The sequence below is a fragment of the Nereida ignava genome (assembly GCF_001049735.1).
Lineage (GTDB): Bacteria > Pseudomonadota > Alphaproteobacteria > Rhodobacterales > Rhodobacteraceae > Nereida > Nereida ignava.
On the sequence record NZ_CVPC01000005.1, the window covers coordinates 418,727 to 439,862 of the forward strand.

Here is a 21,136-nt window from a genome sequence, read left to right on the forward strand (position 1 = left end):
CATGGTGGATTTTCCAACGACAGCGCGGGTTGTTATTATTGGGGGCGGTGTTGTGGGTGTCTCCACACTTTACCATCTCGCCAAAGAAGGTTGGACGGACTGTGTGCTTCTTGAAAAGAATGAGCTGACGGCGGGCTCGACATGGCATGCAGCGGGCAACTGCCCCAACTTTGCGCCCAATTGGGCCGTGATGAACATGCAGCGCTATTCGCTTGAGATGTACCGTGGCCTCGCGGATGAGGTCGACTACCCGATGAATTATCATGTCACGGGTGCGCTGCGTTTAGGTCACACTAAAGAACGTGCTATGGAGTTTGAAAAAGTTGCTGGACAAGCCCGCGCGATGGGCTTGCAGATGGACATGATCACCCGCGAGGAGATGAAGGATTATAACCCCTTTGTTGAGACGCATGATCTTGAAGGTATCCTTTGGGACCCGCTTGACGGTGACATTGACCCCGCACAACTGACCCAAGCGCTGGCCAAAGGTGCGCGAGATTTGGGGGCGAACATCCAGCGCTTTTGTCCAGCGACGGGTGTATCACGTGATGGGGATGAGTGGATCGTTCACACGGAAAAAGGCGATATCCGCTGTGAGAAAGTTGTGAACGCGGCGGGGTATTATGCAGCGCGTGTAGGCGAGTGGTTCAAGCCTTTCGGTGGCCGCGATGTGCCGTTGACGGTGATGTCACACCAATATTTTCTGACCGAAGAGATTGACGAGATCAAACAGTGGACCCAGGAAAACGGGCGCAAGACACCGATGATCCGCGATGTAGATAGCAGCTATTATCTGCGCCAAGACAAAAATGGTCTGAACCTTGGGCCATATGAATTCAACTGCAAGGCGCATTGGACCACGAAAGAAGATCCAATGCCGCACGATTTCAGCTTCCAGCTGTATCCCGATGATCTGGACCGCTTGGAATGGTACATTGAAGACGCGATGGAGCGCGTGCCTTTGCTTGGGACCGGTGGCGTTGGCCGCAACATTAACGGCCCAATCCCATATGCCCCCGATGGCTTACCGATGATAGGTCCGATGCCTGGCGTGCAAAACGCCTTTGAGGCCCACAGCTTTACGTTTGGTATCGTGCAAGGCGGCGGAGCAGGTAAAGTAATGGCCGAATGGCTGATCCACGGAGAGACCTCAAACGATATGTGGGCCGTTGATCCGCGCCGCTACACCGCACATGCTGATTTCGACTACAACTTGCAAAAGTCGCTCGAGACTTATGGCCATGAATACGGAATGCATTTCCCGCACAAAGAATGGCCTGCAGGGCGTGACAAAAAGCTGTCACCCAATGATGCGACCGTTCGTGCAAACGGCGGCGTCATGGGAGCCTATAACGGCTGGGAGCGTGCGAACTGGTTTGCCAAAGACGGCGATGATACCTCAATAGAGAGTACAGAAACATGGGACCGCGCAGGTCCATGGGAACCCCGCATCAAAGCTGAAGTAGAAGCGGTGCGTGACGGTGTCGGTGTTCTGGATTTGCCCGGGTTCTCGCGGTTCATGCTTAAGGGCGAAGGTGCTGCTGAGGCGCTTCGATCCACAATTACGGGCGCGTTGCCAAAGATTGGCCGGATGAACCTTGCGTATTTCGCAGACACCAAAGGCCGCCTTCTTACTGAGATGTCTGTTGGCCGTTTAGGCGAAGACGAATTTCAACTTATCACCGCAGCACCTGCGCAGTGGCATGACTTTGAAGTGCTGCGCGACCGGTTGCCTGATGGTCTTGAGTTGGTGGATATCACAGACGACTATTCGACCCTCATTCTGACTGGACCGAAGTCGCGCGAATTGTTGGCTGGCTTGACCGATGGTGATCTGTCGTTGGGGTGGCTAACGATCCAAGATGCAACCGTGGCTGGTGAACAGGCGCGTTTGATCCGTGTTAGCTTTGCTGGTGAGTTGGGCTGGGAAATTCATGCACCGATGAGCAGTATCAAGGTCATCTATGACGCTGTGCTTGCCGCCGGTGCAACGCCGTTCGGGATGTATGCCCTTAACAGTATGCGGATCGAAAAAGGTTACCGTGCGTGGAAGGGTGATCTGTCGTCAGACTACACAGTGCTTGAAAGCGGGATGGAGCGTTTTGTGCGCCTCGATAAACCGCAGGACTTCGTGGGCAAAGCGGCTATCGCAGCAGAGCACCAGCAGGGGCGTAAGAAAGCTTTTGTCACCATGACTGTGGAGGCGGGCGAGCAAGATGCGCCCTATATGGCGCCGGTCTATGCAAATGGTGAAGTGGTCGGTGAAGTCACATCTGCCGCTTATGGTTATCGGTGTGATCAGGCCATTGCGCTGGGCATGGTTCGCATTGATGCGGCGGTTGCTGGTACTCAGCTTGAGATTGATGTCTTCGGCAAGCGTATGGCGGCAGTGGTGCAAGAAGATCAGCCCCTTTGGGACCCTGAGAACGCTCGCATTCGCGCGTAGTTTACTTGGCTTCGGCGCGGCCCATTTGGGCTGCGGCTTTCATTTTTATTATCTTTAAGGATCCTTCTGATGAGCTTTCCTGAAAAAGCCCGCGTTGTCATCATTGGCGGTGGCGTAATTGGTTGTTCTGTCGCCTATCACCTTGCGAAAAAAGGGTGGAAAGACATTGTCTTGCTTGAGCGTAAGCAGCTGACGTCTGGCACAACGTGGCACGCAGCGGGGCTGATTGCGCAGCTCCGGGCAACGGCTAACATGACGAAATTGGCTAAATATTCCCAAGAACTTTACGGCGAGCTTGAAGCAGAAACTGGTGTTGCTACGGGCTTCAAACGCTGTGGTTCAATCACGGTTGCGCTGACCGAAGAGCGGCGTGAAGAGATCTACCGCCAAGCTGCAATGGCGCGCGCTTTCGGTGTTGAGGTTGAGGAAATCTCTAACGAGCGTGTCCAAGAGCTTTACCCGCATATCAACCTCGATGGGGTTGTCGGTGCAGTTTATCTGCCCAAGGACGGGCAGGGCGATCCGGCCAACATTGCACTCGCGCTAGCTAAGGGCGCGCGTCAGAACGGTGCGCTTATTAAAGAGCGCGTAAAAGTGACTGGCATTGCCAAACAAGGGCAACGTGTCACCGGTGTCGATTGGCAAACTGAGGATGGAAATACCGGTCATATCGAAGCAGACATGGTCGTGAACTGCGGTGGCATGTGGGGCCGTGAGGTTGGCAAAATGGCTGGCGTTTCGGTGCCGCTTCATGCTTGTGAGCATTTCTATATTGTCACTGAAAACATTCCCGGCATGACGCAGCTGCCCGTCCTGCGGGTGCCAGACGAATATGCGTATTACAAAGAAGATGCCGGTAAGATTTTGCTTGGCGCGTTCGAGCCTGAAGCCAAACCTTGGGCGATGGATGGCATTCCTGAGGATTTCGAATTTGATCAACTGCCCGAGGATTTTGATCATTTTGAGCCAATTTTGGAAAAAGCCGTGGACCGTGTGCCGCTGCTTGCTGAGGCGGGTATTCACACGTTCTTTAATGGCCCGGAAAGCTTCACGCCCGATGATGCGTATCACCTTGGTCTTGCGCCCGAGTTGGATAATTTCTGGGTAGCATGTGGCTTCAACTCGATTGGCATTCAGTCTGCTGGTGGGGCGGGTCACGCGCTGGCCGAGTGGATGGATAGCGGTGAAAAACCGTTTGATCTGGGTGATGTGGACATTGCACGGATGCAGCCGTTTCAGTCGAATGCGAAGTATTTGTATGAGCGTTCTAAAGAAACATTGGGACTGCTTTACAAAGATCACTTTCCGTTCAAACAAAAAGAAACAGCACGCGGTGTGCGGCGCTCACCTTTCCATAGCCATATGACAGAACGTGGTGCGGTGATGGGTGAGCTTGCTGGCTGGGAACGCCCCAATTGGTTCGCTCGTGAGGCGCAGGAGCCTGCGTATGAATATAGCTGGTCGCGTCAAAACTTCTTTGACAATGTCCGCGAAGAGCACATGGCTGTGCGTCAAAACGTGGGCATGTACGACATGTCATCATTTGGCAAAATCCGCGTTGAGGGGCCAGATGCCGAGGCGTTCTTGAACTATGTCGCTGGCGGTAATTACTCAGTACCCGTTGGCAAAATTGTCTATACGCAGTTTTTGAATAACCGCGCTGGTATTGAGGCTGACGTAACTGTGACGCGCCTTGGCGAGACATCCTATTTGGTCGTGACGCCTGCTGCGACACGTCAGGCGGATCAGGTCTGGCTGATGCGTCACCGTGGTGATTTCAACGTTGTGATCATGGATGTTACTGCCGGTGAAGGTGTGCTGGCAATTATGGGGCCGCGCTCTCGTGAGTTGTTGCAGGCTGTATCGCCGAATGATTTCAGCAACGAAGTGAACCCCTTTGGCACGGCCCAAGAAATTGAGATCGGCATGGGCCTCGCCCGCGTTCACCGCGTCACATATGTTGGTGAGCTTGGGTGGGAAGTCTATGTCTCTGCGGATCAATGCGGTCATGTTTTTGAGGCGGTCGCTGAAGCCGGATTTGACCTTGGCGTGCGCCTATGCGGGATGCACATGATGGATACCTGCCGGATTGAGAAAGGCTTCCGGCACTTTGGCCATGACATTACTGCTGAAGATCATATCCTTGAGGCGGGGCTTGGCTTTGCGGTCAAAAAGGACAAAGAAAACTTCATTGGCCGCGACGCGATTTTGCGCAAACAGGATGCAGGCCTTGAGAACCGTTTGGTGCAATTCAAACTGAACGATCCAGAGCCGCTGTTGTATCACAACGAGCCTATTTTACGCGATGGTGAGGTGGTTGGATATCTTTCCTCTGGCGCCTATGGCCACAACGAAGGTGCTGCGATGGGCATGGGCTACGTGCCGTGCAAAGGTGAGACCGCTGCTGAGATGCTCGGTTCAAAATTTGAGATCGATGTGGCCGGTGTGCGCGTTGAGGCGACAGCACAGATGCAACCTTTCTACGATCCGAAGTCACAACGGGTTAAGGTCTGAGATAATTCAGTGTAGAGGCGGGGCATGAATGATACCTATGCCCCGCCCGATATCCCGCTAGAGATTTTACATGACGATCATGAGATTGTCGTGGTGAACAAACCTGAGGGTTTGTTGAGTGTTCCCGGCAAGGGCGAACATCTGGCTGATTGCCTTGAGGCGCGGGTCCGTGCGGTGTTTCCAACAGCGTTGACGGTCCACCGGCTTGATCGCGACACGAGTGGCGTCATGGTGTGGGCGCTGACGCCTTATGCCCAACGTCATATCAATCTACAGTTTGAAAAACGCCGCCCCAAAAAGACGTATGTTGCGCGGGTGCATGGCAGTGTTGAGGGGGACGAGGGCACTGTAGATTTGCCGATGATCGTCGATTGGCCCAACCGCCCGCTACAGAAGATTTGTCATGAGATGGGCAAGCCTGCGGTCACCAATTGGAAAGTGATTAAGCGCTTGGACGGCGAGACGCGGCTGCGCATGTTCCCGCAAACGGGCCGGTCTCACCAGTTGCGCGTTCACTGCCTTAGCATGGGAAATCCGATTATTGGCGACCCGTTTTATGCGCCTGAAACAGCGGCAGAATATCCACGGATGATGCTGCATTCAGAGGTGTTGGAATTGCACCATCCAGACGGTGGGCAGCGTCACCGTTTCCGCGCAAAGGTCCCATTTTAGGCAGTGGCAATAGGCGTAACGAAAAAGGCCCCGCATGTTGCGAGGCCTTCTTTTTGTTTCGAGCGCAGTGCCTATTCGGCGACAAATCCGGACAGTGCTTTGACTTCAAGGAATTCATGCAGACCGAACGCACCACCTTCGCGGCCATTGCCTGACTGCTTGTAGCCGCCAAAAGGCGAGCCTTGAGCAAAGCCTTTGCCGTTGGTTTCAACCATACCTGAGCGCAGTTGACGACCCACGCGCATACGCTTTGCATCGTCCGAGCTTTGCACATAGTTGGTAAGACCGTAGACAGTGTCATTTGCCAGTGCGACAGCTTCTTCTTCGGTGTCAAACGGGATGATTGACAGCACAGGGCCAAAAATTTCGGTCCGCGCAATTTCCATGTCGTTGTTCACATCAGCAAAAACTGTCGGGCGAACAAAATAGCCGCGGTTCAAGCCGTCTGGGCGACCTGTGCCACCAGCGACGAGGCGCGCTTCTTTCTTGCCAATCTCGATCAGGTCTTGGATTTTGGTGAACTGTGCTTCTGACACGACGGGGCCGATGTGCTCGCCTTCTTCAGATGCAGGGCCGACACGTGTTGCTTCTGCTGTTGCTGCGGCTTGGATGACTGCTTCATCATAGCGGCTGCGTTCGACAAGCATACGTGTGGGGGCGTTACATGATTGGCCGGAGTTGCGGAAACAGCGTGCCGCTCCGCGGTTTACAGCATCTTCGTCTGCATCGGCGAAAATGATGTTTGCACCTTTGCCGCCCAATTCAAGGCTGACCCGCTTGAGAGTGTCAGCAGCGGCTTTTGAAATTGCGATACCTGCGCGTGATGAGCCTGTGAAGCTGACCATGTCCACATCAGGGTGGCATGAAAGCTGTGAGCCAACGCCGGGCCCATCCCCGTTCACCAAGTTGAACACGCCGGCAGGAAAGCCCGCTTCATGCATGAATTCAGCGAACAAAATACCCGACAGCGGGGATACTTCGGATGGTTTCAGCACAACTGTACAGCCGGTCGCGATGGCGGGGATCACTTTTAGGATGATCTGGTTCATTGGCCAGTTCCAAGGCGTGATCAACGCACAAACGCCAATCGGCTCCAGAAGTGTAGCCTCGGTTGGTGTGTGCATTTTTTCAAATTCAAACCCGTCAAAGGCTTTCAAGAAGCCGTCGATGTGCCATGTGCCGGCGCCAATTTGCTGAACGCGCGCAAGTTGCTGCGGTGCGCCCATCTCGGTTGAGATTGCTTGGGCCATGTCTTCGGCGCGGGACACGTAAATGTCGCGGAACTTTTGCAACAATGCCACGCGGTCAGCTTTGTCTGTTTGGGACCAGGCGGGAAATGCGGCTTTCGCTGCTGCGACTGCTGCATCTGTGTCAGCCTGATCACCGATGGCGATCGTGGCGCATACTTCCTCGGTTGAGGGGTTGATGACATCCATCGTTGCAGCACTGTTGGGGGCGACCCATTGACCGTTGATGTAGAATTCCTGAGTGTTCATTTTGCGCTCCCTGACGGCCTAAATTTTGTGCACACTGTCACGAGGAGGCGGGTTCGTTCAAGCCTCAGTTACGTCACTAACATGCGGGTTCCGACCTTTACGTGTGGATAAAGCATTTGCATGTGATCATTGCGCAGTTTGATGCAGCCAGTCTCATAGGCCAGCCCAATTGACCACGGTATGTTGGTGCCGTGAATGCGGTAGTATGTGGGGCGCCCGTTCACTGCCATGTAAAGCGCTGCCGCGCCCATGGGGTTACGCGGATCGCCGCCATCAAGCCCGCCTTTGTATTGAGCATAAAGATCTGGCCGTCGTTTGAGCATACCGGGCGTCGGGGTCCAGCGGGGCCATTCAGCTTTGCGGTGAATTGTGGCGCGACCTCTGAAATCAAGGCCTTGTTCGCCCAAGGAAACGCCCACGCGCCACGCCACACCACGCTTGCGAATATGAAAAAGCTGAAATCGGTCTGACAACACCCGAATACTGCCTACGCGCCACGAGGCAGGGACTTTAACCATCGCGGGTTTGAAATGCTCTTCCAGCTCGTACGCGCCATTCGGGTCTTTCGCTGCACGCTTAAAGAACGCCGCAGCAGGAGAAGCTACAAGCAAGGCAGGTGATGCAAAAAGAAAAGATCGCCGAGAAATCATAACAAGACACCGTTTACGCTTTCTATGGTTAACATAAGGCAAAATGCGGGCGCAAAACGAAAGCCGCCGCATCACAAAATTTTGCCTCAGACAGCGACCAGATAACAAAAAGCCCCACTATTTCTAGCGGGGCTTTGAGATGATTAAGCGGTGAGAAAGAATTTACTCTTCTTCGTCGCCTTTTTTCTTTTTCGGCTCTTCTTTGATCTCTTCTCCAGTTGCTTGATCCACAACTTTCATAGAAAGGCGAACCTTGCCGCGGTCATCAAAGCCCAGCAGTTTGACTTTTACTTCCTGGCCCTCTTTGAGGACGTCGGATGGGTGGTTCAAACGGCGGTTTTCGATTTGGCTGACGTGTACCAAGCCATCGCGCTTACCAAAGAAGTTCACGAACGCACCGAAGTCGACGATTTTGACGACTGTACCGGTGTAGACCGCGTTCACTTCTGGCTCTGCCACGATGGAATAGATCATGTCGTAGGCTTTTTGGATGGCTTCTGCGTTTGCAGAGGCGATCTTGATGATGCCGTCATCGTTGATGTCGACTTTAGCGCCGGATGTTTCAACGATTTCACGGATCACTTTACCACCAGAACCGATGACCTCACGGATTTTATCCGTTGGGACCTGCATTGTTTCAATGCGCGGTGCGTGAGCAGAGAATTCACTCGCGCCAGACAGCGCTTTGTTCATCTCGCCAAGGATATGCATACGACCGTCTTTCGCTTGGTCGAGTGCTTTTTCCATGATCTCAGGTGTGATGCCTGCGACTTTGATGTCCATCTGAAGTGATGTGATGCCTTTTTCGGTACCCGCCACTTTGAAGTCCATATCGCCAAGGTGATCTTCGTCCCCAAGGATATCGGTCAGGATCGCGTATGATCCGTCATCTTCAAGAACGAGGCCCATCGCCACACCAGCAACAGCTGATTTAAGCGGCACGCCAGCGTCCATCATGGACAAAGAGCCACCACAAACTGACGCCATTGAAGACGAACCGTTTGATTCAGTGATCTCAGACACAACGCGCACAGTGTACGGGAAGTCTGTTGCAGCTGGCAGAACAGCCTGAAGAGCACGCCATGCAAGTTTACCGTGACCGATTTCGCGGCGGCCGGGAGGGCCAAAGCGGCCAACTTCACCAACGGAATAGGGAGGGAAGTTATAGTGCAGCAAGAAGTTCGACTTATACATGCCCTGAAGGCTGTCGATCATCTGCTCGTCATCGCCTGTGCCCAAAGTGGTCACAACCAAGCCTTGTGTCTCGCCGCGTGTAAACAGGGCTGAGCCGTGTGTACGTGGCAAGAAGCCAGTTTCACAAACGATGTCGCGGACTTCATCCGTACGACGACCATCAATGCGCTTGCCGTTTTTCACAACATCACCGCGCAGAACGCCACTTTCGAGTTTCTTGAGCGCTGTGCCAAGGTTCTCGTCTGCGAGCTGCTCTTCTGACAGGCTTGCTTTGATTTCTTCTTTGACGGCGGCAACAGCGGTTGTGCGCTCTTGCTTGTCACCGATCGCATATGCCGCGCGCATTTTCTCTTCGCCAGCGGCTTTAACTGCTGCGAACAAATCGCTGTAGTCAGGTGCCTGGAAGTCAAACGGCTCTTTGGCGCAATCTTCAGCCAAAGCAATGATCAGATCGATCGCTGGTTGGATTTGCTCGTGAGCAAATTTCACAGCGCCAAGCATCTCGGCTTCAGTAAGCTCGTAAGCTTCTGATTCAACCATCATCACAGCGTCTTTTGTGCCAGCAACAACCAGATCAAGGCGTTGATCAGGGTTGTTCTTTAGATCGTGCATATCGTCGATCTCTGGGTTCAAGATGTAATCGCCATCTTCATAACCGACGCGGCACGCAGCGATTGGGCCCATGAATGGAGCACCAGAAATGGTCAGCGCAGCAGATGCCGCGATCATTGCAACCATGTCGGGGTCGTTCACGCCGTCGTGCGACAGAACAGTACAGATCACCAGAACTTCGTTTTTGAAGCCAGGAACAAACAACGGACGGATGGGACGGTCGATCAGGCGCGATGTCAGTGTTTCTTTTTCTGTTGGGCGGGCTTCGCGTTTGAAAAAGCCACCGGGGACTTTACCAGCAGCGTAGTATTTCTCGTTGTAGTGCACTGTCAGCGGGAAGAAGTCTTGGCCCGGCTTTTGTGCTTTTGCGAAGGTGACGTTCGCCATTACGGATGTCTCACCGTAAGTAGCGATAACAGAACCATCAGCTTGGCGAGCAACTTTGCCTGTCTCAAGCGTGAGGGTTTCTTCACCCCATTGGATAGATTTTTTCGTGACGTTAAACATATACGTTTCCTAGTTCGGCCCGCGTGGGGCCATTAGCGTAGAGGGCGAATTCCCTCTGATCCCGATATCTTATTTGGTGGGCGCTGGAATCCGGGCGCCAACTTTCAGATAGCGGCGCAATACAACAGAAAGGGCAGTTTGGGAAGCAATACCGCAAGGCCGCAAATATTCCGGCGTATTGCGTCCGAAAATGGCCTTTGGGGCGGTAGGATAGAAAGCAAAAAGGCCGCCTGATTTAACAGACGGCCTTTTAGTATTCGACTGGTTTGAAATGCGCTTAGCGGCGCAGGCCCAAACGCTTAATCAGGTCTTGGTAACGTGCTTCGTCTTTGCCACGGACATAGTCCAAAAGCTTACGACGCAGAGCAACCATTTTCAAAAGGCCACGGCGACCGTGGTTGTCTTTTTTGTGTGTTTTGAAGTGCTCAGTCAGGGTCGCGATGCGCGACGACAAGATTGCAATCTGAACTTCGGGGGAACCAGTGTCACCCTCTTTGATTGCGAAATCTTTCATAATCTGTGCTTTTGTTTCAGCTGTAATCGACATCGGGGTCTCCTTTAAGGTTAGAGTGATGGCGCAAGCCGAGATGTCGTTCAGCAGGGCCCATGGAGGTATCCACACAAAGCGTGGATGAGGGCGTATAGGCACAGATGGCTGTAAATGGAAGCGATTCTTTGCGCTCTGCTCACTGCGTGACAGCCTAACTTACTCCGCAGCGGGGCCAATCACCGTTCCGTAAGCATCCGACATACTCATCACCACCAAATCGGAGACATCCCCAATGGCGTTAGACGTGACTGTCCCAATAGTTTGCCCCGCCAACAAAACCTCGGTTGTGCCGTTCAGGCGTGGCCGCAGTTGCACTTCACTGGGATCATAGGTTTTCTCATCATCAATAATCATAATCAGTTGGTCTGTGTCGGGCCTGAACTCCGCAATATTGCACGGATATTGCCATGCCCATTGGGCAAAGCTTAGCGGACGGATTGATGGCTCTGGCGATATTAGTTTTAACATTTTAACCCCTACTCAAACTATCGCCCAAAGACGGGTGATCTGTGGCAAGGATGTGGAGGTGTCCGCCGTGAACTGTGGCAAGAGTTTGGGCTTTAGCGAGATTTGTTTGCAGTTAAGTCCAAAGTACAGGTTTTTGACTGTAGGCAATATAAAGCGGGTGTTTGGGGTGCCCGTCTTTGGATAAGCCCAAATGCGATAGCGGTTTGCCCGTCTGATCGAGTAGTCCTTTCACAACGGCACCCCGCTCCATAAAGGCACCGTGTGTTCCCCATGCGCACACGATTTGATCTGCGATGAACGCCGCCTGCGTGATTGCGGCGTCATTATTCGGACCGATTGGGTCTCTTGAAGCGCGCATTTTGCGTGGATCTGTGTCACGCCACGCAAAGATGTTGGTCACACAAAAGCTGCCAAAGCCCAAAGTCCGCGCACGCCTTTCACAACGCTCAACAGTTGGGTCGTTTTGCACCTCTGTTGCGGTGGATGGGTTCAGCATAACGAACAAAACGTGCTCTTGGGATTGGTCCCAGGTGCGCGTGAGGGAGTAGCGGTATTTCTCACAATCGGAATAGACCGCTACGGACGGCGCATCATCTTTGATATGTGTTCGTGTGATCATTCGGCAGGTAAGTTAAACACCCGCGAAGGATGTAGGTTGCCCGCTTTGAAAATACCAACAGCGACAGGGACGCCTTGGTGGCTTACCCACGCTTCTTCGCCATATTCCGCTGCGCCAAGCGCCATGGCAGGGTTGCCGTTGCGAAACCGCGTGGCCGCTGCTGCATCACATGTCAGATGTGGCAGATCACTCAGGCCCAACTCAAGCGGGAGCAGCCGGTCGTCAATATCAGCGGTACGCGCAAGCTCTTCAATGCGCTCAAGACTAATCGCGTGTTCTACGTCAAAAGGGCCTGACCATACACGGCGTAACCATGCAACGTGACCATAACAGCCCAACGCGTCGCCCAAATCACGCGCGACTGATCGCACGTATCCGCCTTTGCCGCAGGTCATCTCAATAATCGCGTGATCCGCATCCGGCCGGTCACTCAGGATAATCTCGTCAACAAAAAGTGGACGTGCGGCAACTTCGAAGTCTTCGCCATCACGGGCAAGTTTATAGGCGCGTTCACCATCGATTTTCACGGCTGAAAATTTTGGGGGCACTTGCTCAATATCGCCCAGAAATGCCTGAAGTTTTGCTTTGATGCCATCGTCCGTGGGGCGGGTGTCAGAGCGTGCGATGATTTCGCCCTCTGCGTCATCAGTGTTGGTTGCCTCACCAAATTTCACGGAAAACTCGTATGCCTTAAGCGCGTCTGTGATGTAGGGAATGGTTTTTGTGGCCTCACCCAGCGCTACGGCCAGAACGCCGGTTGCATCAGGATCAAGCGTGCCTGCGTGCCCTGCTTTTTTGGCATTAAACGCCCAACGCACTTTGTTCACCACAGTCGTAGACGTGGGGCCTGCGGGTTTATCAATGATGATCCAGCCGCTGATGTCGCGGCCATTTTTGCGTCGTGCCATGTAAATACTCGGTGTTAGTGTGAGGCAGAGATGATCGGTCCCATCGGCTGACCAATATCAGAGCGGCCAAGGGATGGGGCGTGCAACTTGCTTATGCGCCCGTCAAAGTAAAGCGCGTTGGGTGTTTTGAGGGCATCTCTGAAAAAGAGCGCCATCTGGTGGAACGTAACGGCCCCGTTCGACATGACGAAAAAGGCAGTCTTGCCATTGTCTGTAGTGCCGACGCCATTGCGGATGTTGGTAAAGGTACTTTGCGGTAAAAAGCGGGGATGCAATTTGCCGTCAATCACAAACATCGGACCGGATTGTGTAGCGTGGACACAGGACTGTGGAGATTGCTGAAAAGCGAGGGTTTCAATAACCTGAACAGCGCTGGGCGTAATGCACAGGATCCCGTTTGGTAGCAGTCCGAAGTTGCCGGGGCCTGCGTTTGGGATGACTCGCATGATTTCAACGCCGTCCTCGACATAGTAGCCGACGGGTGATCGATCCGGGTGATACATGCCTGCGTTCATCGCAAAAGGCAGGGGGCCTTGGGTGGCCTCAAGGCGGCGGAAACTGCCGATAACCTCACCATCATCACCCTTCAGATGCAGTCGCAACACAGACGGGTCGTCCACAGTACAAACGGTATATTCAGCACCTTCATGGCTTTGAACGGCGCATGTCGTTGGTTGAACATCTGCAAGCGCGCATGTGCCCGCGGCCCAAAAGGCCAACGTGAGAAGCGCACGCCGCATTGCTTTAGTCCTCGGCGTCGTCGCTGGTCGCTTGCGCATCACGGCGCACAACGTCTTGGGCCAGCAATTTCTTGGTCGCATCAATTTGATCGTAGGTGTCATCGGCTAGAAACCGCAGCTCGGGCGAAAAGCGTAAGGTCAGCTTTTTATCAAGCGCGTGCCGCAACTCACCTTTGTTGCGCTTAAGTGCGGCGATTGCCTCTTCCTTTTTGTCCCCGCCCAATGGCAGCGCGTAAACAGTCGCGATCCGCAAGTCGGGGCTTACGCGCACTTCGCCAATAGATAGATACAGCCGGTTCAGGTCTGGATCATGGATTTCTCCACGGGTCAAAACCTCCGACAGAGTGCGGCGAATAAGCTCGCCAACGCGCAATTGGCGTTGGGACGGAGCACCAGAGTTATCAAATTTGTTCTTTGCCATACGCGGGATGTATGACGGATGGCCTTCCTTGCCAAGCGCAGGTGTCGTAGGACGGTACGGAATATGGAGAGAATGATGACTGATTTGCCGAAAATAGTGGTAACGGGTGCTTCTGGCCGGATGGGGCAGATGCTGTGCCAGACAATTTCCCAGAGTAATGCCTGCACATTGGTTGGTGCGATTGAGCGTGCGGGTCACGATTGGATTGGCCTTGATATCGGCGTTGCGATGGGTGGTGCTGACATGGGCGTGATCGTCAGCGACGATGCTCTTGCCGCATTTGCACAAGCACAGGCAGTTATTGATTTCACCGTACCCGAAGCGACAATTGAGTTTGCGGCCATCGCTGCACAAGCCCGTGCGGTGCACGTCATCGGCACGACGGGCTTCACGGACGAGCAGATCGAGCGGCTTGAGCCGGCCAGCCGTCACTCGGTTCAGGTGCGCGCGGGAAACATGTCTTTGGGCGTTAACTTGCTGACGAAACTCACCCAAATGGTCGCCAAAGCGTTGGATGAGGATTTTGACATCGAAGTGATTGAAGCCCACCATCACCACAAAGTGGATGCCCCAAGCGGAACTGCATTGATGTTGGGCGAGGCTGCGGCAGCGGGCCGTGGTGTTGCACTGAGCGATGTGCGCGACGCGGGACGCGATGGCATGACGGGCGCCCGCAAACGCGGCGATATCGGCTTTGCCGTGGTCCGCGGTGGCGATATTGTTGGAGAGCACGACGTGATGTTTGCCGCCGCTGGTGAGCGTATTGTGCTGCGCCACATGGCAACAGACAGAGTGATCTTTGCGCGCGGTGCCCTAAAGGCTGCGCTTTGGGGTCAGTCGCGCGGGCCTGGGCAATACGATATGTTCGACGTTTTGGGCCTTTAGGCCGCTGATTGATCCAAATTGGCATGCCTTACGTAACAACAGTGTATGTCAACGAGGATCGCGCCATGGGCTTGGGAAATGTCTTTGCCACTATTTTGATTGGAACATATGCGCTTGCGTCTGCAGCGCAGGCCGATGGTTTCGCGAAAATTGATAACGAAGAACGCTTTCGAAGCGTGATCCAAGGCAAGTCACTTCACTATCCGGGCATTAAATTGCGTGTTGAAGAAACGGGCGAGATTATGGGCCGCGCACTTGGCCGTGCGGTGACTGGCGATTGGGCGTGGCAATCAGGCTATTTTTGCAGAAATCTTAAGTGGGGACCGCGCGACATTGGCTACAACTGCCAAGAGGTGCGCGTGAACGAAAACAAGTTACGTTTTACATCAGATCGTGGCGCAGGACGTTCGGCGGTTTTATCTCTGCGCTAGCGCTGCCTTACATCTTGATCAAAAGTCGATCGCGATGCCTTTCTTTTCCCAATCACCAAAGCGAACAGGTTCGGGGCCATCGCGGCCACCAAGTTCCTTGGGCAGTGCGTCGGCTTTTGCTTTGGCGCGGCGCTCTTCGGCTTCGGCCAGCGCGCGTTTGGCGGCTTCAGGAAGATTTTGGTGCGGGTCATTTGTTGCGTCAGTCATGAGCGTGATATAGGCCGCAAGCAATTGTTGATCAAGGATATCACCACATGGCGGATCAAGGACTGGCTCCACGGCGCGCAGCGCTTAAACTTCTTGAGGCTGTTTTGGCCCAAGGGCGTTTGCTGGCCGAGGTGAGCAATACCCTCGATCACCTCAAGGCAGAGGACCGCGCACGTGCGTATCGTCTGGCCGTTCAAACACTGCGGCACCTTGATAAATGCGACCGCGTTCTGAAACCGCATTTGAAAAAGAACCCTCCGCTGATCGTGATGAATATCTTGCGATTAGGCGTTGTGGAGATCTGCGAAGACGGTGCTGCGGCGCACGGTGTGGTGAACGCAGGCGTCACGCTGACTTCGAAATTGCCGCGGGTCGGCGGCCTTAAAGGTATGGTGAATGCTGTGTTGCGCCGCGTGGCCGAAACGGGTCCGGATGCTTGGGCAAAACTGCCGCCCGCCCGCATGCCCAACTGGCTGCGTGGCCCGCTTGTGGCGGCGTGGGGCCGTAGCAGTGTCGAGGCTATGGAAAAAGTCCAAGCCGCAACGCCACCGCTCGATATTTCTTTGCGTGGTCGCGACGGTGATTTGACGCCCGAAGCTGTGACGCTTCCCACAGGATCGGACCGTCTTGCTGCGTTTGGGCAAGTCTCAAAGCTTGATGGTTTCGATGAGGGTGCTTGGTGGGTTCAAGACGCCGCGGCTGCCCTTGCTGTCAAAGTGCTTGCCCCCAAAGCAGGTGAGCGTGTCTTGGACCTGTGTGCAGCACCGGGCGGCAAGACGATGCAATTATCTGCGGCTGGCGCGGATGTGGTGGCCGTTGATGATAATGCCAACCGTCTCAAGCGGGTTGAGGAAAACCTCAAGCGTGTGGATTTGAAAGCGCAGCTGGTGACCAGTGATGTGTTTGAAGTGAGCGCGGATGAGCACGGGCTTTTCGATGCTGTATTGCTGGATGCGCCGTGCTCGGCAACCGGTACGATGCGCCGACATCCGGATTTGCCCCACGCCAAAGACGGCAGTGATTTTGGTGCGCTGATCGATTTACAGGCCCGAATGCTTGCGCACGCGATGCGCCTTGTGAAACCGGGTGGCCGGCTGGTTTTCTGCACCTGTAGCCTGCTGCCCGATGAGGGTGAGGTCCACATCGATGAGGCGGATCTGACAGGCTGGAGCGTTGACCGTGCGGCGCTGTCGGTTGAGGGTGTTGAACCAAATTGGATCAGTGAAGAGGGCGGTTTGCGCTTGCGGCCTGATTATTGGGCTGAACGCGGCGGCATGGACGGATTTTATATCGTGTGCCTGAACAAAGACGATTGATGACACCTTGCGAGCAACGGGCTAACCTGTGACAAAACCGGCCATATCGTAGGATGTGGTGTTGGGGTGTTGCGGCATAAACGTCGCGTAGTCGGGTGAGTTAGTTGAGCAAAAAACAAGTTCCAACGATGGCGGATCGTTTTCATGCGTGGCGTGCTGGTAAATGCGCTGCAGCCACGGGATTTGTAGGCCAGCCTGAGCCCCGGAGTATCGGCAGTTACAACAAAGGCCGCCAGATCGTGGCAGGCAACCTGATGTTTGCAGGAGAATTGATCGAAGCGCCTGATACATCGCTTTGGGACATTGAAATGCCGTCCGCTGATTTCAGTAGTGAGGCTCACGGGTTCTTGTGGCTTGATGATCTAGCCGCGGCAGGTGATGCCAAGGCCCGCGATCTGGCGGGACGGTGGCTGTCTGAGTGGATCGCAAAGTACCCTGCACCTTCACTGCCCGCATGGTCCCCTGAGGTAACAGGGCGGCGCGTGATCCGGTGGGTGAACAACGCGCTGTTTATTTTGCGCGGTAGTGGCGCGGATATCTCTTACGATTACTATACATCTCTTTCCAAGCAGACTGAATTCTTGGCCCGCCGCTGGCGTGTTTTGCCAAGTGGTTTAAGCCGTTTCGAAGCGCTTGTTGGGATCATTTATGCTGGTCTTACCATTGAGGGGATGCAGCATCACGTTGATCCGGCCATGAAAGCATTGGCTAGTGATTGTGACGCCCACATTGATGCGCAAGGCGCGATTGCAAGCCGTAATCCCGAAGAACTGTTGGATGTATTGACACATTTGACGTGGGTGCAAAAAGCGTGTGCGGCTGTTGGGCGTGAGCCAGCAACTGCGATCAATAATGCGGTTGAGAGGATAGGCCCAACTCTGCGGGCGCTGCGTCATGCGGATGGTGGGCTGACGCGTTTTCATGGCGGTGGGCGCGGCGTGGACGGCAAGCTGGACCAAGCGCTTGCGGATGCTGCGAGCCGCGTGGCGCGTACGGGTGATACTGCTATGGGATTTGCGCGGTTGAATGGCGGACGCACGAGCCTGATTGTTGATGCAAGCCCGCCTCCCGTAACCACGAATGCGCGCCGCGCACATGCCAGCACCTTGGCGATGGAACTCACGTCTGGCAGGCGGCCATTGATCGTAAACTGCGGGGCAGGTGTATCTTTCGGTGACAGATGGGCGCGGGCGGGACGGGCGACGCCGTCGCATTCTGTTCTGCATCTTGAGGGGCTGTCCTCTGCGCAGTTGAACGATGAAGGGCATCTGGTGGGTGGTCCGCTAACGGTTCAGTTGGATATTCAGCGCACCGCAGAGAACCAAAAGTTGGGGGCTGCGCATGATGCTTGGGCAGGCTCGCACGGGCTGACGCATGTGCGTGAGTTGGAGCTGTCCGCAGATGGGCGCGTTTTGAACGGTTCTGACATGCTTACGACGATGAATGATGCGGATAAGAATCGCTTTGACTTGGCCTTGGATGCCACATCTTTGCAGGGCATTGCCTACAGTGTTCGGTTTCACCTGCATGCAGAAGTGGACGCCTCACAGGACATGGCTGGCCGTGCGGTATCGCTTGTTTTACGCTCGGGTGAAATTTGGGTGTTTCGCGCAAGTGAGGGTGTGCAATTGTCACTTGAGCCGTCTGTTTATCTGGAAAAGGGGCGAATTGCCCCGCGTGCGACAATGCAGATTGTCCTTTCGGGTAAAGCCGTGGCATACGCCAGCCAAGTGAAATGGTCACTCTCCAAAGCGCAGGATACGCCGCTGGCGGTCCGCGATTTGTTCAACAGTGACGATGCACGCGACTGGAACGACTAAACTTAGGACCAAACACATGCCCAATCTTGCCCCTGTTACCCGCGCTTTGCTGTCAGTTTCTGACAAAACCGGACTTGTTGAATTGGGCCAAGCGCTTGTGCGGCACGGGGTTGAATTGCTGTCTACGGGCGGCACAGCAAAGACGCTACGCGATGCGGGTCTTAACGTGAAAGACGTGTCCGAGGTGACGGGTTTCCCCGAAATGATGGATGGGCGTGTCAAAACCCTTCATCCTGTTGTCCACGGTGGGCTTCTTGCCCTGCGCGACAACACAGAGCACCGCGCCGCAATGGATGAGCATGGTATTGGCCCGATCGATTTGGTTGTCGTGAACCTTTATCCGTTTGAAGAAACAGTTGCCAAGGGCGCCGACTACGACACCACGATTGAGAACATCGACATTGGTGGACCTGCGATGATCCGCTCGGCCGCAAAAAACCACGGGTTTGTGAACGTTGTTGTTGATGTTGAGGATTACGCGGCTGTCATTGCGCAACTTGATGCAAATGGAGGGCAAACCGAGTACGCATTCCGTCAAGGTCTGGCCCAAACGGCCTATGCGCGCACCGCAGCGTACGACACTGCGGTCAGCACATGGATGGCTGCGCAGGTCGAAGGCACGCCGCGCCGTGTTTCAGTTTCAGGCACGTTAGCGCAAACACTTCGTTACGGCGAGAACCCGCATCAGTCAGCGGCGTTCTACACGGATGGCAGCACCCGCGCGGGCATCGCTACGGCCAAACAACACCAAGGCAAAGAGCTGTCGTACAACAACATCAACGACACGGACGCGGCGTTTGAATTGGTAAGTGAATTTGGCGCTGATGCGCCAGCCTGCGCCATCATCAAACATGCTAACCCATGTGGTGTGGCGACAGGTGAGACACTTCGTGATGCCTACACGCGGGCCTTCCAATGCGACCAGACAAGCGCTTTTGGCGGGATCATCGCGTTGAACCAAACGTTGGACGCTGCAACGGCTGAGGAAATCACCAGCATCTTTACCGAAGTGGTCATCGCCCCTGATGCAACGCCTGAGGCGATGGAAATCTTTGCCAATAAGAAAAATCTGCGCCTTTTGACCACTGGTGGTTTGGCGGATGCTTCTGCGGCAGGTCAGACGATCCGTCAGGTAGCGGGTGGCTATCTTGTGCAAGACAAAGACACAGGCCGCGTCAGCATGGACGACCTGAAGGTGGTGACGAAAAAGCAGCCAAGCGAGCAAGAAATGAAAGACTTGATGTTTGCTTGGACTGTGGCGAAGCACGTCAAATCAAACGCGATAATCTACGTCAAAGACGGTGCGACTGTTGGTGTGGGCGCAGGCCAGATGAGCCGCGTTGACAGCACACGCATTGCTGCGCGCAAAGCCGAAGATATGGCGCAAGAACTTGGTTTGGCCGCTCCCTTGACCCAAGGGTCTGTGGTTGCGTCCGATGCGTTCTTCCCATTTGCAGACGGCTTGATCACTGCGGCTGAAGCAGGTGCCACCGCAATTATTCAACCCGGCGGCTCAATGCGTGACGATGACGTAATTGCTGCAGCTGATGAGGCTGGCCTTGCTATGGTATTCACCGGCATGCGCCATTTCCGCCACTAATGAAGCGCGCGCTCACAGTTGCCGCGCTGATCTTTGCGTTGGATCAAGCGATTAAGGTTTGGGTTGTTCAGGTCATGGACCTTAAAACGCTTGGGTCGATCAATGTGATTGATCCCTACCTTAATCTGCGTATGGCATGGAACCGAGGTGTTAACTTCGGTTTGGGTGCTGGGCTCGACATGCGCTGGATACTCATTGGTGTCGCACTTGTGATCACGGGTGCTGTGGTGTGGTGGGTCGCACGGGAACAAATGGGCAAATGGGCGCACATCAGCGCCGGTTTGCTTATTGGCGGGGCGCTTGGCAACATCATTGACCGGATTGTTTATGGCGCCGTTGCGGACTTTTTGAATATGTCATGCTGCGGGATCGAGAACCCTTTTGCGTTTAACGTGGCCGACATCGCCATTTTTGTGGGCGCGATTGGTTTGGTCTTTTTGACGCCGTCTGGTGAAAATAAGAAAAGCACCTGACGCGCCGAAAAATCTAGGTTATCAAAACGTAACGACTGGGTAGGGGCATTATGGGTTATCTGATTAAAGCCACGATTTTGATGATTGTTACCACTCTTGCACTTGCTGGCTGCGAGCGCGGGGAACCTCGGCTGTTGAATTTGAAAAAATCCCAGTCTGGCCCTGATGAATTTGCAATTTTGCCAAATAAGCCGCTGCAAGAACCCGCCAGTTTTGCTGAGCTTCCTACACCTACGTTGGGTCAATCCAATTTGGCAGACCCCACACCTTTTCGCGATGCAGTGGCGACACTTGGCGGTAGCCCGCAACGCATGAACGCTGATGGTCGTGCGGGTGACAGTGCTGTTCTGGCCCATGCTGGCCGTTACGGGACTGACGCCAACATCCGCTCTACTTTGGCGGCCAGTGATCTGGAGTTCCGCAAGGCAAACCGTGGGCGTTTGTTGGAACGCGCGGCAAATGTGAATGTTTATTTCAAAGCCTACGCTCAGCAAGCATTGGATCAGCACGCCGAGCTTGCACGTCTGCGCAGCGCTGGCGTGCGTACCCCCGCTGCACCGCTGCTGCCACGTGACGAATAACTCATCACGAGTACGCCATCGGCCTT

20 protein-coding genes are annotated in these 21,136 nt (G+C 54.4%); 10 read left to right on the plus strand and 10 right to left on the minus strand.

The features are described from left to right. Window position 1 precedes the first annotated feature (1 nt). The 3 genes from NIG5292_RS06715 (at window position 2) to NIG5292_RS06725 (ending at window position 5,632) form a co-directional block, all read left to right on the plus strand. On the plus strand, window positions 2–2,446 hold the full coding sequence (locus NIG5292_RS06715) for a GcvT family protein (protein WP_048598711.1): 2,445 nt from the start codon (window positions 2–4) through the stop codon (window positions 2,444–2,446). A 69-nt stretch (window positions 2,447–2,515) separates the two neighbouring features. Continuing rightward, window positions 2,516–4,960: a GcvT family protein gene (locus NIG5292_RS06720; protein WP_048598712.1), complete on the plus strand. Its 2,445-nt coding sequence runs from the start codon at window positions 2,516–2,518 to the stop codon at window positions 4,958–4,960. A gap of 24 nt (window positions 4,961–4,984) precedes the next feature. Then, window positions 4,985–5,632 (plus strand): pseudouridine synthase, encoded by a 648-nt coding sequence (locus NIG5292_RS06725; protein WP_048598713.1) that lies wholly within the window; start codon window positions 4,985–4,987, stop codon window positions 5,630–5,632. Window positions 5,633–5,703: 71 nt separating this feature from the next. On the opposite strand, the gene NIG5292_RS06730 is transcribed toward NIG5292_RS06725, so the two are convergent. The 9 genes from NIG5292_RS06730 to rbfA all read right to left on the minus strand — a co-directional run bounded on the left by NIG5292_RS06730 (window position 5,704) and on the right by rbfA (window position 13,797). Then, window positions 5,704–7,128 carry an aldehyde dehydrogenase family protein gene (locus NIG5292_RS06730; RefSeq protein ID WP_048598714.1) on the minus strand — a complete coding sequence of 475 codons (1,425 nt, stop codon included), beginning with the start codon at window positions 7,126–7,128 and terminating at the stop codon, window positions 5,704–5,706. Window positions 7,129–7,196: 68 nt separating this feature from the next. Beyond that, entirely contained in the window at window positions 7,197–7,778 is a 582-nt protein-coding gene (locus NIG5292_RS06735) for a L,D-transpeptidase (protein ID WP_048598715.1), read from the minus strand. A 162-nt stretch (window positions 7,779–7,940) separates the two neighbouring features. Next, window positions 7,941–10,091 carry a polyribonucleotide nucleotidyltransferase gene (gene pnp / locus NIG5292_RS06740; RefSeq protein WP_048598716.1) on the minus strand — a complete coding sequence of 717 codons (2,151 nt, stop codon included), beginning with the start codon at window positions 10,089–10,091 and terminating at the stop codon, window positions 7,941–7,943. 277 nt (window positions 10,092–10,368) lie between these two features. Then, on the minus strand, window positions 10,369–10,638 hold the full coding sequence (gene rpsO / locus NIG5292_RS06745) for a 30S ribosomal protein S15 (RefSeq protein WP_048598717.1): 270 nt from the start codon (window positions 10,636–10,638) through the stop codon (window positions 10,369–10,371). A gap of 159 nt (window positions 10,639–10,797) precedes the next feature. Next, on the minus strand, window positions 10,798–11,109 hold the full coding sequence (locus NIG5292_RS06750; protein ID WP_048598718.1) for a hypothetical protein: 312 nt from the start codon (window positions 11,107–11,109) through the stop codon (window positions 10,798–10,800). 112 nt (window positions 11,110–11,221) lie between these two features. Beyond that, the gene (locus tag NIG5292_RS06755) at window positions 11,222–11,728 is read right to left on the minus strand and encodes a DUF1643 domain-containing protein (protein WP_048598719.1); all 507 of its coding nucleotides are present in this window, start codon (window positions 11,726–11,728) and stop codon (window positions 11,222–11,224) included. After that, window positions 11,725–12,636 carry a tRNA pseudouridine(55) synthase TruB gene (gene truB, locus NIG5292_RS06760; RefSeq protein WP_048598720.1) on the minus strand — a complete coding sequence of 304 codons (912 nt, stop codon included), beginning with the start codon at window positions 12,634–12,636 and terminating at the stop codon, window positions 11,725–11,727. The genes NIG5292_RS06755 and truB overlap by 4 nt, the downstream gene beginning before the upstream one ends. Before the next feature lie 14 nt (window positions 12,637–12,650). Further along, on the minus strand, window positions 12,651–13,376 hold the full coding sequence (locus tag NIG5292_RS06765) for a phosphodiester glycosidase family protein (protein ID WP_082136644.1): 726 nt from the start codon (window positions 13,374–13,376) through the stop codon (window positions 12,651–12,653). A 4-nt stretch (window positions 13,377–13,380) separates the two neighbouring features. Beyond that, on the minus strand, window positions 13,381–13,797 hold the full coding sequence (gene rbfA / locus NIG5292_RS06770; RefSeq protein ID WP_048598721.1) for a 30S ribosome-binding factor RbfA: 417 nt from the start codon (window positions 13,795–13,797) through the stop codon (window positions 13,381–13,383). Window positions 13,798–13,872: 75 nt separating this feature from the next. Here rbfA and dapB point away from each other — a divergent pair, with 75 nt between their 5' ends. Further along, window positions 13,873–14,682, plus strand: a complete 810-nt coding sequence (dapB, locus tag NIG5292_RS06775; RefSeq protein WP_048598722.1) for a 4-hydroxy-tetrahydrodipicolinate reductase — start codon at window positions 13,873–13,875, stop codon at window positions 14,680–14,682. A 65-nt stretch (window positions 14,683–14,747) separates the two neighbouring features. After that, complete coding sequence (locus tag NIG5292_RS06780) at window positions 14,748–15,113, plus strand: hypothetical protein (protein ID WP_048598723.1); 366 nt, start codon at window positions 14,748–14,750, stop codon at window positions 15,111–15,113. Window positions 15,114–15,131: 18 nt separating this feature from the next. Here NIG5292_RS06780 and NIG5292_RS06785 read toward each other — a convergent pair whose 3' ends face one another. Then, window positions 15,132–15,320, minus strand: coding sequence for a DUF1674 domain-containing protein (locus NIG5292_RS06785; RefSeq protein ID WP_048598812.1), 189 nt, complete (start codon window positions 15,318–15,320; stop codon window positions 15,132–15,134). Window positions 15,321–15,367: 47 nt separating this feature from the next. Here NIG5292_RS06785 and NIG5292_RS06790 point away from each other — a divergent pair, with 47 nt between their 5' ends. The 5 genes from NIG5292_RS06790 (at window position 15,368) to NIG5292_RS06810 (ending at window position 21,110) form a co-directional block, all read left to right on the plus strand. Then, window positions 15,368–16,636, plus strand: coding sequence for an RsmB/NOP family class I SAM-dependent RNA methyltransferase (locus tag NIG5292_RS06790; RefSeq protein WP_048598724.1), 1,269 nt, complete (start codon window positions 15,368–15,370; stop codon window positions 16,634–16,636). Window positions 16,637–16,740: 104 nt separating this feature from the next. Further along, window positions 16,741–18,456, plus strand: coding sequence for a heparinase II/III family protein (locus NIG5292_RS06795; RefSeq protein WP_306372342.1), 1,716 nt, complete (start codon window positions 16,741–16,743; stop codon window positions 18,454–18,456). A gap of 16 nt (window positions 18,457–18,472) precedes the next feature. Then, a complete protein-coding gene (gene purH, locus NIG5292_RS06800) occupies window positions 18,473–20,056 on the plus strand; it encodes a bifunctional phosphoribosylaminoimidazolecarboxamide formyltransferase/IMP cyclohydrolase (RefSeq protein ID WP_048598726.1) in 1,584 nt (527 codons plus the stop codon). Further along, window positions 20,056–20,529: a signal peptidase II gene (gene lspA, locus NIG5292_RS06805; RefSeq protein ID WP_048598727.1), complete on the plus strand. Its 474-nt coding sequence runs from the start codon at window positions 20,056–20,058 to the stop codon at window positions 20,527–20,529. Before purH ends, lspA begins: the two co-directional genes overlap by 1 nt. A gap of 50 nt (window positions 20,530–20,579) precedes the next feature. Further along, window positions 20,580–21,110 carry a DUF3035 domain-containing protein gene (locus NIG5292_RS06810; protein WP_048598728.1) on the plus strand — a complete coding sequence of 177 codons (531 nt, stop codon included), beginning with the start codon at window positions 20,580–20,582 and terminating at the stop codon, window positions 21,108–21,110. Window positions 21,111–21,136: the final 26 nt, after the last annotated feature.

Coding starts and splice junctions, on each gene's coding strand:
- NIG5292_RS06715 (WP_048598711.1), top strand. CDS start 2: ATGGTGGATTTTCCAACGACAGCGCGGGTTGTTATTATTGGGGGCGGT.
- NIG5292_RS06765 (WP_082136644.1), bottom strand. CDS start 13,376: ATGCGGCGTGCGCTTCTCACGTTGGCCTTTTGGGCCGCGGGCACATGC.
- NIG5292_RS06780 (WP_048598723.1), top strand. CDS start 14,748: ATGGGCTTGGGAAATGTCTTTGCCACTATTTTGATTGGAACATATGCG.
- truB (WP_048598720.1), bottom strand. CDS start 12,636: ATGGCACGACGCAAAAATGGCCGCGACATCAGCGGCTGGATCATCATT.
- NIG5292_RS06750 (WP_048598718.1), bottom strand. CDS start 11,109: ATGTTAAAACTAATATCGCCAGAGCCATCAATCCGTCCGCTAAGCTTT.
- purH (WP_048598726.1), top strand. CDS start 18,473: ATGCCCAATCTTGCCCCTGTTACCCGCGCTTTGCTGTCAGTTTCTGAC.
- NIG5292_RS06785 (WP_048598812.1), bottom strand. CDS start 15,320: ATGACTGACGCAACAAATGACCCGCACCAAAATCTTCCTGAAGCCGCC.
- lspA (WP_048598727.1), top strand. CDS start 20,056: ATGAAGCGCGCGCTCACAGTTGCCGCGCTGATCTTTGCGTTGGATCAA.
- NIG5292_RS06725 (WP_048598713.1), top strand. CDS start 4,985: ATGAATGATACCTATGCCCCGCCCGATATCCCGCTAGAGATTTTACAT.
- NIG5292_RS06790 (WP_048598724.1), top strand. CDS start 15,368: ATGGCGGATCAAGGACTGGCTCCACGGCGCGCAGCGCTTAAACTTCTT.
- dapB (WP_048598722.1), top strand. CDS start 13,873: ATGACTGATTTGCCGAAAATAGTGGTAACGGGTGCTTCTGGCCGGATG.
- NIG5292_RS06730 (WP_048598714.1), bottom strand. CDS start 7,128: ATGAACACTCAGGAATTCTACATCAACGGTCAATGGGTCGCCCCCAAC.
- rpsO (WP_048598717.1), bottom strand. CDS start 10,638: ATGTCGATTACAGCTGAAACAAAAGCACAGATTATGAAAGATTTCGCA.
- NIG5292_RS06735 (WP_048598715.1), bottom strand. CDS start 7,778: ATGATTTCTCGGCGATCTTTTCTTTTTGCATCACCTGCCTTGCTTGTA.
- NIG5292_RS06755 (WP_048598719.1), bottom strand. CDS start 11,728: ATGATCACACGAACACATATCAAAGATGATGCGCCGTCCGTAGCGGTC.
- pnp (WP_048598716.1), bottom strand. CDS start 10,091: ATGTTTAACGTCACGAAAAAATCTATCCAATGGGGTGAAGAAACCCTC.
- NIG5292_RS06810 (WP_048598728.1), top strand. CDS start 20,580: ATGGGTTATCTGATTAAAGCCACGATTTTGATGATTGTTACCACTCTT.
- rbfA (WP_048598721.1), bottom strand. CDS start 13,797: ATGGCAAAGAACAAATTTGATAACTCTGGTGCTCCGTCCCAACGCCAA.
- NIG5292_RS06720 (WP_048598712.1), top strand. CDS start 2,516: ATGAGCTTTCCTGAAAAAGCCCGCGTTGTCATCATTGGCGGTGGCGTA.